The organism is Neisseria sp. GT4A_CT1 (assembly GCF_000227275.1).
In the GTDB taxonomy this organism is placed as follows: Bacteria; Pseudomonadota; Gammaproteobacteria; order Burkholderiales; family Neisseriaceae; genus Neisseria.
Genome location: NZ_JH164971.1, coordinates 71,487 through 83,694, shown reverse-complemented (window position 1 = coordinate 83,694; position 12,208 = coordinate 71,487). Strand labels below are relative to the sequence as shown.

The 12,208-nt window shown below is 54.0% G+C and carries 10 protein-coding genes; 3 read left to right on the top strand and 7 right to left on the bottom strand.

Annotation, left to right across the window (positions count from 1 at the left end; genetic code table 11):
- Window positions 1-308, bottom strand: a 308-nt coding sequence (locus HMPREF1028_RS12205) for a helix-turn-helix domain-containing protein (RefSeq protein WP_009313093.1), incomplete at its 3' end; no start/stop codon positions are given.
- A 146-nt stretch (window positions 309-454) separates the two neighbouring features.
- Here HMPREF1028_RS12205 and gltX point away from each other — a divergent pair.
- Window positions 455-1,849 carry a glutamate--tRNA ligase gene (gltX, locus tag HMPREF1028_RS12200; protein ID WP_009313092.1) on the top strand — a complete coding sequence of 465 codons (1,395 nt, stop codon included), beginning with the start codon at window positions 455-457 and terminating at the stop codon, window positions 1,847-1,849.
- 57 nt (window positions 1,850-1,906) lie between these two features.
- On the opposite strand, the gene HMPREF1028_RS12195 is transcribed toward gltX, so the two are convergent.
- The 3 genes from HMPREF1028_RS12195 to HMPREF1028_RS12185 all read right to left on the bottom strand — a co-directional run bounded on the left by HMPREF1028_RS12195 (window position 1,907) and on the right by HMPREF1028_RS12185 (window position 6,362).
- Window positions 1,907-2,857, bottom strand: coding sequence for a DUF2167 domain-containing protein (locus HMPREF1028_RS12195; RefSeq protein ID WP_009313091.1), 951 nt, complete (start codon window positions 2,855-2,857; stop codon window positions 1,907-1,909).
- A gap of 332 nt (window positions 2,858-3,189) precedes the next feature.
- Window positions 3,190-5,580 carry a DNA topoisomerase (ATP-hydrolyzing) subunit B gene (gyrB, locus tag HMPREF1028_RS12190; RefSeq protein WP_009313090.1) on the bottom strand — a complete coding sequence of 797 codons (2,391 nt, stop codon included), beginning with the start codon at window positions 5,578-5,580 and terminating at the stop codon, window positions 3,190-3,192.
- A gap of 203 nt (window positions 5,581-5,783) precedes the next feature.
- On the bottom strand, window positions 5,784-6,362 hold the full coding sequence (locus HMPREF1028_RS12185; RefSeq protein WP_003775953.1) for a UbiX family flavin prenyltransferase: 579 nt from the start codon (window positions 6,360-6,362) through the stop codon (window positions 5,784-5,786).
- Between the two features lie 159 nt (window positions 6,363-6,521).
- Between HMPREF1028_RS12185 and HMPREF1028_RS12180 the strand changes: the two genes are divergently transcribed.
- Window positions 6,522-7,379 carry a ParB/RepB/Spo0J family partition protein gene (locus tag HMPREF1028_RS12180; protein ID WP_003761057.1) on the top strand — a complete coding sequence of 286 codons (858 nt, stop codon included), beginning with the start codon at window positions 6,522-6,524 and terminating at the stop codon, window positions 7,377-7,379.
- 333 nt (window positions 7,380-7,712) lie between these two features.
- Here the strand turns inward: HMPREF1028_RS12180 and fabF are convergent, their stop codons facing one another.
- From fabF to HMPREF1028_RS12165, 3 genes are all read right to left on the bottom strand, one after another.
- Window positions 7,713-8,960, bottom strand: a complete 1,248-nt coding sequence (gene fabF / locus HMPREF1028_RS12175; RefSeq protein ID WP_003768942.1) for a beta-ketoacyl-ACP synthase II — start codon at window positions 8,958-8,960, stop codon at window positions 7,713-7,715.
- 174 nt (window positions 8,961-9,134) lie between these two features.
- Window positions 9,135-9,371, bottom strand: coding sequence for an acyl carrier protein (acpP, locus tag HMPREF1028_RS12170; protein WP_003742600.1), 237 nt, complete (start codon window positions 9,369-9,371; stop codon window positions 9,135-9,137).
- A 285-nt stretch (window positions 9,372-9,656) separates the two neighbouring features.
- Complete coding sequence (locus HMPREF1028_RS12165) at window positions 9,657-11,672, bottom strand: prolyl oligopeptidase family protein (protein ID WP_009313089.1); 2,016 nt, start codon at window positions 11,670-11,672, stop codon at window positions 9,657-9,659.
- 153 nt (window positions 11,673-11,825) lie between these two features.
- Between HMPREF1028_RS12165 and HMPREF1028_RS12160 the strand changes: the two genes are divergently transcribed.
- Window positions 11,826-12,182 (top strand): helix-turn-helix domain-containing protein, encoded by a 357-nt coding sequence (locus HMPREF1028_RS12160; protein ID WP_009313088.1) that lies wholly within the window; start codon window positions 11,826-11,828, stop codon window positions 12,180-12,182.
- The last annotated feature ends 26 nt before the right edge of the window (window positions 12,183-12,208 follow it).

Genomic DNA, 12,208 nt, shown 5'->3' with positions numbered 1-12,208 from the left:
TTTGGCTGAGGGCTTTTAACTCCTTTAGGTAGGCGACCTTTGCGCGCATATAGCACAACTCTTCGATAAGCTCTGCTGTGTTTTTCGTGGTCGGGTTTATCTGCGATGAAGGGGTTTTTGCGGTGTTGGGGCATGGTTTTGGATTGGGGATGTTCGAGTGCGCCGATACCGCCTTCTTGATAGGCGCGTATCCATCGTCTCAGGTGGGTTCGGGAAATGCCGTAGTGGTCTGCGGTACGTTGTTGGCTGCGTATATGCAGGTAGTGGAGTACGGCTTGGTATTTGAAGTGTAATGTATATTTGCTCATAAAAAAACTGCACCTTGTGAGTTGGAGGGGATGTCCAACTTTTGGGGTGCAGTTCAAACCGAATTTTCAGGTTTCAGACGACCTTTCATTGTCCGATTCCGTCTAAAAACAGTAAAATACCCGTTTTAAAAGATTCTGGAGCCATCATGACCGTCAAAACCCGTTTCGCCCCCAGCCCCACCGGCTACCTGCACATCGGCGGCGTGCGCACTGCCTTGTTTTCATGGGCGTTTGCCCGCCATCACAAAGGCGAGTTCCTATTGCGTATCGAAGACACCGACTTGGCGCGTTCCACCGCCGAATCCGTCAATATCATCCTCGACGGCATGAAATGGGTCGGTCTCGATTACGACAACGCCGACAACGTCGTGTACCAAACCCGCCGCTTCGACCGCTACAAAGAAGTCATCGCCGAACTCTTGGAAAAAGGCGCCGCCTACTACTGCTATTGCAGCAAAGAAGAGCTGGAAGCCATGCGTGAGAAAGCCGAAAAAGAAGGCACGGCGACTTACGACCGCCGCTGGCGTCCCGAAGCAGGCAAAACCCTGCCCGAAATCCCTGCCGACGTGCAACCCGTCGTCCGCTTCAAAACGCCTTTGGACGGCGTTACCAAGTGGACGGACTTGGTCAAAGGCGAAATCTCCATTCCCAACGAAGCACTCGACGACCTGATTATCGCCCGCGCCGACGGTACGCCGACCTACAACTTCTGCGTCGTCGTGGACGACTACGACATGGGCGTTACCCACGTTATCCGTGGCGACGACCATGTGAACAACACCCCAAAACAAATCAACATCTTAAAAGCCATCGGCGCGAACCTGCCCGAATACGGCCACCTGCCCATGATTCTCAACGAACAAGGCAAAAAAATCTCCAAACGCAGCGGCGATACCGTTGCCATCACCGATTTCGGCGCGATGGGTATCCTGCCCGAAGCCATGCTCAACTATCTGGCTCGTTTGGGTTGGGCGCACGGCGACGACGAGTTCTTCACGATGGAACAATTCATCGAATGGTTTGATTTGAAAGACGTTTCCCCGTCGCCCAGCCGCATGGACTTGAAGAAACTCTACTGGATCAACGGCGAACACATCAAAATCACGCCCAACGAAAAACTCGCCGAACTCGTCAAACCCCGCCTTGCCCTGCGCGACATTTACGACACGGCAAAACCCGCGTTGGAAGACGTGTTGGCACTGGTCAAAGACCGCGCCCAAGACCTGAACACGCTCGCCGACGAGTGCCTCTACTTCTACGTCAAACAAACGCCTGCCGAAGCGGACGTGCAGAAACATTGGGACAACGAAGCTGCCGCCCGTATGCTGCGCTTCGCCGAACGCCTCGAAGGGCTGGAAGACTGGAACGCCGAAGCCATCCACGACCTGTTCAAACCCTTCTGCGACGAAGAAGGCATCAAAATGGGCAAACTCGGCATGCCCCTGCGCCTCGCCGTCTGTGGCACGGCGAAAACACCCAGCGTCGATGCCGTGTTGGCATTAATCGGCAAGGAAGAAGTGTTGAAACGGATACGTTCTTAAAACGTTGAAAAGGTCGTCTGAAAATTTTCAGACGACCTTTTTTAGTTTCGCAGAAACTTATTCTTCGCTTTGATTTTTATCTTTTTTGCGCCATAAGCCTTTAAACAGCGCGCCAGCCCCAATCACGCCGACAGCAATCAATTTGCCGAATTTGGCGAGCAATGCGCCTGCAAGGGCCAGCAAGCCCAGTTTTTTCGCAGCCAATCCGCCGACTAAGGCAGCCAATCCGTATTCCGCCACTTTGTCGGTCGCGGCATTGAAATCGCTGTAACGCTTGCCTTCGTTGAATTCGATATTGCCCAATAATTCCCGTGCGATAGGTTTGTATTGGTCTACGCTGTTCAAATCGGTGACCATGGTCAGTTCGATAAAACCTTCGCGGCCGAGCTGGTAAGTGTTGTAGTTGATGGCAGGATTTTGGTCGGGTTTGTTTTTCTCCAAAACGTCAATCGACCAAATCAGGCGGTGGGTAGCCGCATCATATTGCGGTTTTTCCACCCAGCCGCGCGTTTCCAATTCAGGCAGGTTGCGGGCGGCACGTTCTTTGTTTTGCTCCTCAGAACCTTCTTTCAGCTGCTTGAGCATGCCTTCGACATCCCATTCTTTGGCATCGTCGTCTTTGATGTAACCGGAATCATTGAAATTCAAATCGACCCACCAAGGGGCTGCGCTGTCTTTATTTTTTTGCTCCGGAATAATCAGCCCGTAGCGGTCGGGATTTGTGCCATTACCCCATTCTTCCATCAAGCTATTGGCGGCATCTTTTTTAATAAAGACCATTTTGGCGGGCAGTTTCAGTTTTGCCTGGTTGCCCAAGTCGATAACTGCCGGGCCGGTGATTGTTTGTTTGGCGATCTCGTCCTCTGAAACAGTTGAAGCATTTTTCGAGTTTGGCGCAGATGCTTCGACGGCTGAAGCAGTATCCGGTTTGGCGGCATACGCAGGCAAGGTTTGGAGGGATAACAAGGCTGCCAAAACAACGCAGGCAAGACGGTTGCTTTTCATCATGGGGTTTCCATAAAAATGAGTTAAAAAATGCGGACAGCCGAAACACCATACGCTCCGGCGTGACCCAAGAAGGAGGTTTGCAATAATCAAACTACGTTTGCATATTAATATGCCTATAATTTGAAAAAAATGCGGATAAAATTTCCGATTGGTCGCAATTTGTTACCCAAAGGTACAGACAGTGGCGTTTTATAGTGGATTATCAGGGCAACAAACCACATGGTTCAAATATTTCATGCAGCATGACGCCGCAACGTTCCCATCAAGCAAAAAGGTCGTCTGAAAACCGGAAATCCCCATTTTCAGACGACCTTTTCATGCTTCACCCCCTATCAAGCGTCAATATTTTGCGCAATCAGGGCGTTGTTTTCGATGAAGGCGCGGCGCGGTTCGACTTCGTCGCCCATCAGGGTAACGAACACTTCGTCGGCGGCGATGGCGTCTTCGATGCGCACTTTCAACAGACGGCGCACGGCGGGATCCATCGTGGTTTCCCAGAGCTGTTCGGGATTCATCTCGCCCAAACCTTTGTATCGCTGGATGGACATGCCTTTTTGGGTGTTTTGGAGCAGGATGTTCAGCGCGGTTTCAAAGCTGTCCACGTCGTACTCGTTCTCGCCTTTATAAAGCTTGGCGCCCTCGCCGACCAAGCCTTTGAGCGCGGCGGCGGTTTGGGTGAGGGTTTGGTAGGCTTTGCTGTTGAGGAACTTGGGTTCGATGTAGCTGACCATGACGTTGCCGTGCAGCTTGCGGGTGATTTTGATGAAGCGGTTGCCTTCGTGTCCTTCGATGCGTTCGAGGGCGACTTCTTTTTCGTCGAGTAAACCGGAAAGTTCGGCAACGGCTTTATCGGCGTTTTCAGACGACGTCAAATCGATGGGCGACGCGTGCAGCATGGCGCGCAGGACGAGTTCGTCCACGAAGCGGCTTTCCTGTTCGATAACGGTTTTCGCCAACAGGAATTGTTTGGCGGTATCGGCAAGTTCTGCGCCTTCGATGGTGCGGCCGTCTGAAACGATTTTGGCTTTTTCCAAGGCGAGGCCGAGCAGCCATTGGTCTTTTTCCAGTTCGTCTTTGAGGTAACGCTCCTGCTTGCCGTATTTGGCTTTGTAAAGCGGCGGCTGGGCAATGTAGATGTAGCCGCGTTCGACCAGCTCGGGCATTTGGCGGTAGAAGAAGGTCAGGAGCAGGGTGCGGATGTGCGCGCCGTCCACGTCGGCATCGGTCATGATGATGATGCGGTGGTAACGCAGTTTTTCGGGGTTGAACTCTTCTTTGCCGATGCCTGCGCCCAGCGCGGTAATCAGGGTGGCGACCTCTTGGCTGGCGAGCATTTTTTCAAAACGGGCTTTTTCGACGTTCAAAATTTTACCTTTGAGCGGCAAAATGGCTTGGAATTTACGGTCGCGGCCTTGTTTGGCAGAACCGCCGGCGGAATCGCCCTCGACCAGATAAAGCTCTGACAAGGCAGGGTCTTTTTCTTGGCAGTCGGCGAGTTTGCCGGGCAGCCCCAAGCCGTCCATCACGCCTTTGCGGCGGGTGATTTCGCGGGCTTTGCGGGCAGCTTCGCGCGCGCGGGCGGCATCGACGATTTTGCTGGTGATGATTTTGGCTTCGTTCGGATTCTCTTCCAGGAAGTCGGTCAGTGCTTGGTTGATGACTTCGTTGACGACGGGGCCGATTTCGCTGGAAACCAGTTTGTCTTTGGTTTGCGACGAGAATTTGGGGTCGGGCAGTTTGACGGACAACACGCAGGTCAAGCCTTCGCGCATATCGTCGCCGGCGGTTTCAACTTTGGCTTTTTTGGCGACTTCGTTGGCTTCGATGTAGCTGTTGATGGTGCGCGTCATCACTTGGCGCAATGCGGTCAGGTGCGTACCGCCGTCGCGCTGCGGAATGTTGTTGGTGAAGCACTGCACGCTTTCCTGATAGCTGTCGTTCCACTGCATCGCACATTCGACGCTCATACCGTCTTTCTCGCCGAACGCGTAAAAGATTTTTTCGTGCAACGGCGTTTTTTTGCGGTTCATGTATTGCACGAAACCTGCCACGCCGCCGGAAAGGGCGAAACTTTCGTGTTTGCCGTCGCGTTCGTCAATCAATTCGATGTCCACGCCGTTGTTCAGGAAGGAAAGTTCGCGGATGCGTTTGGCGAGGATGTCGAAGCTGTATTCGACGTTGCCGAAGGTTTCTGCGCTGGCGAGGAAGCGCACAGTCGTACCTTTTTTGTCGGAATCGCCGACAACTTTCAACGGCTCTTCGGTTTCGCCGCGCACGAAGCGGACAAAGTGTTCCTTGCCGTCGCGGTAGATGGTCAGCGTTACCCAGTCGGACAGCGCGTTGACGACGGATACGCCCACGCCGTGCAGGCCGCCGGAGATTTTGTAGCTGTTGTTGTCGAACTTGCCGCCCGCGTGCAATACGGTCATGATGACTTCGGCGGCGGAGCGTCCTTCTTTCGGGTGGATGCCGGTGGGCATGCCGCGCCCGTTGTCGGCCACGCTGACGGAATTGTCGGCATGGATGGTTACGGTGATTTTGTCGCAATGTCCCGCCAGTGCTTCGTCGATGGCGTTGTCCAATACTTCGAACACCATGTGGTGCAGGCCGCTGCCGTCCTGCGTGTCACCGATATACATACCGGGGCGTTTGCGTACCGCTTCCAAGCCTTCCAGCACTTGTATGCTGTCGGCGCCGTATTCTTCGTGTTTTTGGTCAGTCATGGTCTTTATCTGTAAGATTTTTTTAAAAGAATTTCTGCTGAGGTCGTCTGAACGACAGTTGGGCGCGCCACCCGGACGGTCAAGCTGTCCGACGGACGGAAATAGACCGCCATTATACCTGATTCTGCTGGAAAATTCAGCAGCTTAGCACGTTTGCGGCGAGCTTCGGGGCGGCAAAGTTCCGTTATCAAACTGCATTGTCTTCAGTCTGCTTCGGTTTGTCCGCCGTTCCATCTGGGTACGCCCTCGGTCTCGATGCCGAACATGTCCAAAGCATGTGCCACGCTGTGGGTAATGATGTCGTCAATGGTTTGCGGCTGCTGATACATGGCAGGAATGGGCGGGAAAATAATGCCGCCCATTTCGGTCACTCGGCGCATGTTTTCAATATGGGCAAGGTTTAACGGCGCTTCACGCACCATCAACACCAACCGCCGGCGTTCTTTCAAAACCACATCGGCAGCGCGGGTCAAAAGATTGTCGCCGAATCCGTGTGCGACGGATGCCAGCGTCCGCATGGAGCAAGGCGCAATCAACATCCCGTCTGTTTTAAACGAGCCGCTGGCAATGCGTTCGCCGATGTGGTTGACGGAATACACGACATCGGCGAGAGCATAGACTTCTTCTTTTGTGTAGCCCGTTTCCAAAGCGCGTGTCATTTCCGCACCTTTGGAAACCACCAAATGCGTTTCGACGTCATGTGCGCGCAAAAGCTGTAAGGCTTTGACTCCATATTGGAAACCGCTGGCACCGCTGATGCCGATAATCAGGCGTCGGGTCATAAATAATCTTTCTGTGGGTCGTCTGAAAAATAACCGAGGGGGTTCATTATAGTAAAAATCGCCACTTGGAATAACACAGCAATACAAATTGTCGGCGCTTGTGAATATCCGATAGAATACTGTTTTTTCATCCTTAGGGTCGTCTGAAAGGGACACGATATGGCAAAAGCAAAAGGCGGTTTGGGCCGCGGTTTAGATTCCCTGATTTCCAACGGCGTGGACAACAGCAGCAGCGACCGCCTGACTACCGTCGCCATCAACGACATCCAACCCGGCCGCTATCAGGCGCGGGTACAGATGGACGACGAAGCCTTGCAGGAGCTGGCGGATTCGATTAAAGCGCAAGGCGTTATCCAGCCGGTCATCGTGCGCGAACACGGCCTTTCCCAATATGAACTGATCGCCGGCGAACGCCGCTGGCGCGCATCCCAGCTCGCCGGACTGACCGAGATTCCGGTCGTCATCAAAACCATCAGCGACGAGACTGCGCTGGCAATGGGTTTGATTGAAAACCTGCAACGCGAAAACTTAAACCCGATTGAAGAAGCGCAAGGTTTGAAACGCCTCGCCGACGAGTTCGGACTGACTCATGAAACCATCGCCAAGGCGGTCGGCAAAAGCCGCAGCGCCATTTCCAACAGCCTGCGCCTGTTGAGCCTGCCCGAGCCGGTCCAAGAAATGCTCTACCACCGCCATCTTGAGATGGGACACGCCCGCGCCCTGCTGACCCTGCCCGTAGTCGAGCAGCTTGAATTGGCACAAAAAGCGGTAAAAAACGGTTGGTCGGTGCGCGAAGTCGAACGCCGCAGCCAAATCGCCCATCAAACCAAACAGGAAATCAAAAAAACCATCAGTCCCGATATACGTCGTCTGAATGACGTGTTGACCGAAAGGCTGGGCGTTAACGCGGAAGTCAAAACCACCAATCACAAAAAAGGCAAAATCGTCCTCCACTTCGATACGCCGGAAACATTTGAGTATCTGCTGAAACAGTTGGGCATCGATTATCAGGCATAAGACGACAATCAGATACCGACCAAAAGCCTCTTCGACCGCTTTTCAAGCCGGATTTTGCATGATGCGAAACCCGGCTTTTTCACTATATAGTGGATTAACTTTAAACCAGTACAGCGTTGCCTCGCCTTAGCTCAAAGAGAACGATTCTCTAAGGTGCTGAAGCACCAAGTGAATCGGTTCCGTACTATCTGTACTGTCTGCGGCTTCGTCGCCTTGTCCTGATTTAAATTTAATCCACTATAAGCCCCATGTTTGCCAACATGAAAAAGGTCGTCTGAAAACCCTTGTTTCAGGTTTTCAGACGACCTTTCGTCTTGTTTCAAACTGCTTCAATCAGTCTTTGAAACGTTTGAACACCAGCGTACCGTTGGTGCCGCCGAAGCCGAAGGAATTGGAGATGGCAACGTCGATTTTCGCGTCGCGCGCTTCGTTGGCGCAGTAGTCCAAATCGCAGCCCGCTTCGATGTCTTGTTCGAAGATGTTGATGGTCGGCGGGGATTTTTGCTCGTGTACCGCCAACACGCTGTACAGCGCTTCCACGCCGCCTGCCGCGCCGAGTAAGTGGCCGGTCATGGATTTGGTGGAGTTGACGATGACTTTGCGGGCATGGTCGCCCAGCGCGCGTTTGAGCGCTTTGGTTTCGTTGGCATCACCCAACGGAGTGGACGTACCGTGTGCGTTGACGTAATCGACGTCTTCGGGATTCAGTCCGGCATCTTTCAGCGCGCGGGTAACCGCCAATGCAGGGCCTTCTTCGTTCGGGGCGGTGATATGGTAAGCATCGGAACTCATGCCGAAGCCGACGATTTCGGCGTAGATTTTCGCGCCGCGTTTTTTGGCGTGTTCCAATTCTTCCAACACCAGCACGCCTGCGCCTTCGCCGATAACGAAGCCGTCGCGACCTTTATCCCACGGACGGGAAGCGGTGGCGGGATCGTCGTTGCGGGTGGAAAGGGCTTTCATGGCTGCGAAGCCGCCGACGCCCAAAGTGCTGATCGCGCCTTCGGCACCCCCTGCAATCATCACGTCCGCGTCGCCGTATTTGATCAGTCGGGCGGAGTCGCCGATGGAGTGTGCGCCGGTGGTACAGGCGGAAACCATGCCGTAGCTGGGGCCGCGGTAGCCTTTGAGGATGGTAACGTGGCCCGCAATCAAGTTGATCAGCGAACCGGGGATAAAGAAAGGATTGATTTTACGCGCGCCGCCTTCGATAACGGCTTTACCGGTGGCTTCGATGCTGGGCAGGCCACCGATGCCGGAACCGATGTTCACGCCGACGCGGTCTTTATCGAGGCTTTCCAATTCGTCCAAACCGGCATCGCTGATGGCTTGCAGCGCGGCAGCGATGCCGTAATGGATGAATACGTCCATGCGGCGGGCTTCTTTCGCGCTGATGTATTGGCCGATGTCGAAATCGCGCACTTCGCCGGCGATTTGGCTGTTGATGTCGGATGCGTCAAAGCGGGTAATCCGGCCGATGCCGCTTTTGCCTGCGAGCAGGTTGCTCCATGCGGTGGCGACGTCGTTGCCGACCGGTGATACTTGGCCGAGGCCTGTGATGACTACTCTTCTCTGACTCATGATAATCTCGCTGTTGGTTTTCGGTGGGATGCGGCAAGATGCCGTCTGAAAATGATAATAGCGGTTCGGAATCGGATTCCGGGCGGCTATTATAACGGATTTTGCCCCACATATATAAGGTAACAGCCTCTATTGCGCTAACGCAGCAGAGGCTGGGGTGTTTGGTGCGGCCGATTAGCCGTTGTGGGCGTTGATGTAGTCGATAGCCAGTTGTACGGTAGTGATTTTTTCGGCTTCTTCATCGGGGATTTCGCAACCGAAAGCTTCTTCCAAAGCCATAACCAGTTCTACGGTGTCCAAAGAATCTGCACCCAGGTCGTCTTGGAAGGAAGATTCGTTTTTGACTTCGGCTTCGTTTACGCCCAGTTGTTCAGCAACAATTTTCTTAACTTGTTGTTCAATGTTTGACATATCAGTCGTTCCTTTTGCCTTGCGGCGGGTTGTTTAAGAGAAATAAATTCGTCGGTATTGTACCGAGTTCGGATAGAGTTTTCCATCTAAACCTGCATTCTAACACAGATTATTCTGGAAAAACCTGTTGTTGTGCATATTAGCATAGCCTGATTTTAACCTACAAGCGGGAATTTGTTTTTCTTTAATATCAATAAATTAATAATCAGAAAGGTCGTCTGAAAACTGATTTTCCGGTTTTCAGACGACCTTTTTTCATTCGCGGCAGCAGTGTCGCTCCCGCCCTTACTCCAAAAATTCTTTCAAAAACAGCAATACGCAGGCGAGTTCGTCGGCGGATTCGCGTTGCGTGCCGTTGCCGGTATGACCGCCGCCGTCCGGAGCGTAGAGCCACGATTGCGCGGAGGTTTCGCGCAGTTTGGCGTAGAACTTGAGCGCGTGAGCGGGATGGACGCGGTCGTCGCTGAGGCTGGTGGTGATGAGTGCGGGCGGATAATTGATGCCGTCTGAAAGATTGTGATACGGCGACAATTCGCCCAGCCAGCGTTTGCAGACTTCGTATTTCTGCGGGTTGCCGTATTCGTCCGTCCAGCTTGCGCCGGCGGAGAGCAGCGGATAGCGGATCATATCGGTCAGCGGCACTTCGCACACCAGCGCGCCTATGCTTTGCGGTTCGCGCACGAAGGCGGCGGCGGTAATCAGGCCGCCGTTGCTGCCGCCCTGCAAGCCGATGTGTTTGGGCGAACTCATGCCGCGTTCGGACAAATCGCGCACGACGGCAAGCAAATCATCGACGCTTTTGTGTTTGCTGATTCCCTGCGCCGCCTGATGCCAGCGCGGGCCGAACTCGCCGCCGCCGCGTATGTTCGCCAACACGAAGGCGTTGCCCTCTTCCAGCCAGTATTTGCCGATGCTGCCCAGATAATGCGGCAGCTCGGGCACGCCGAAACCGCCGTAGGCATAGACCAGCGTCGGCGTGTCGGGCGCGGCGTTTTTGCCGACATGGAAATAAGGGATGCTTTCGCCGTCGGACGAAACCGCCCAAAACTGCCGTACTTCGATGCCGTCTGAAACAAACTGCTGCGGCTGGCGGCGCATGACGGTCAGTTCCATCACGTTCAAATCCAGCGCAAACAGCGTCAGCGGCGTGGTGAAATCGCTGGCGGCAAGGTAAACCACATCGCCGCCCCAAGGCTGGTCGGTCATTTCCAGCGCGCCCGAAGGCAGGCGCGGCAACTCAGCTTCCTGCCATTTGCCATCGGCAAACCGCCACGCTTTCAGACGGCCTTGCACGTTTTCCAGCAGGCTCGCCACCACAAAACGCTTGGTCGTTTCCACGCTTTCCAATGCCTGCGTTTCATCGGGCGCAAACAAAAGCTGCGCCGCCCCGAGTTCGCCCCGATTCAGCTTCACCGCCACCAGCGCGCCGCTCGGATAGCTTTGGTTCGCACGGTGCCAGTCCTTGCGCAGCGTCAGCAGAAGATGCCCCGCCAGATAGCCGACCACGTCGCAATCGGCGGGCAGGTTCAAAGGTTTCGCCTCGCCTTCGGACGACACCTGCAAATACGTCTTGGTGTAAAAACCGTCCGACGCTTCAATCAAATCAATCGGCGAACCCTGCGGATCGAGGTAACGCCATGCATTTACCATCATCGCGCCTTTATCAATTTGGTAAACCGGCAGGCTTTCCTCGAAACTCTTGCCGCGCTCCACCAGCCACACCTCACGCGGATAACCCGATTCGGTCAACTGCCGTTCGTCCCAAGCCGGACACACCCACACGCTGTTTTCATCGCGCCACGACACATGGTTTTTCCCCGCCGGAAAATGAAAGCCGCCCTCGACCAACTCGCCCGTCTCCAAATCCACTTCCAACGTATAAGCCGTATCGCCGCCCGATTTGCTCAAAGTCAACAGCGCGCGGTTGGGCTGCTCCACCAAGTGCGACACCCCGCCCAGATACACATCGTCGCCGAGCAGTTCGTCGAAATCCGCCACCGAAAACAGGATTTTCCACTCGGGATAGCCCGAACGGTAGGTCGCCGCCGTACACACGCGGTACACGCCCTTCGGATACTCCGCGTCCTGATGGAAATGGTACATCCGCGCGCGGTGTTCCTGACAAAACGGAATCTGCCGCGTGTCCTGCATCTGCGCCAAAATCCCGTCCGACAGCGCGCGCGCCTTATCGCTTTCCAAAAAACGCGCACGCGTTTCGGCATGCGCTTCAGCGGCAAAGTTTTGCGTTTCGGGGGCGTCGAGGTTTTCGAAATGGAGATAGGAATCGGGGTAGGATTTCATAGAAGAGAGGCCGTCTGAAAATAGCGAAAGCGGGAATTATAGCGGGAAAGGCTTGCAGACAGATGAAAAGGTCGTCTGAAAGCCGACGATATCAGCTTGAACTGCACCCCAAAAGTTGGACATCCCCTCCAACTCACAAGGTGCAGTTTTTTTATGAGCAAATATACATTACACTTCAAATACCAAGCCGTACTCCACTACCTGCATATACGCAGCCAACAGCGTACCGCAGACCACTACGGCATTTCCCGAACCCACCTGAGACGATGGATACGCGCCTATCAAGAAGGCGGTATCGGCGCACTCGAACATCCCCAATCCAAAACCATGCCCCAACACCGCAAAAACCCCTTCATCGCAGATAAACCCGACCACGAAAAAACACAGGCAGAGCTTATCGAAGAGTTGTGCTATATGCGCGCAAAAGGTCGCCTACCTAAAGGAGTTAAAAGACCCTCAGCCAAAAACAGACCGAAAAGGAACAAAGACCAAACCGTACCAAACAACTGAGGGCGGCAACAACCCGCCTCAAATAA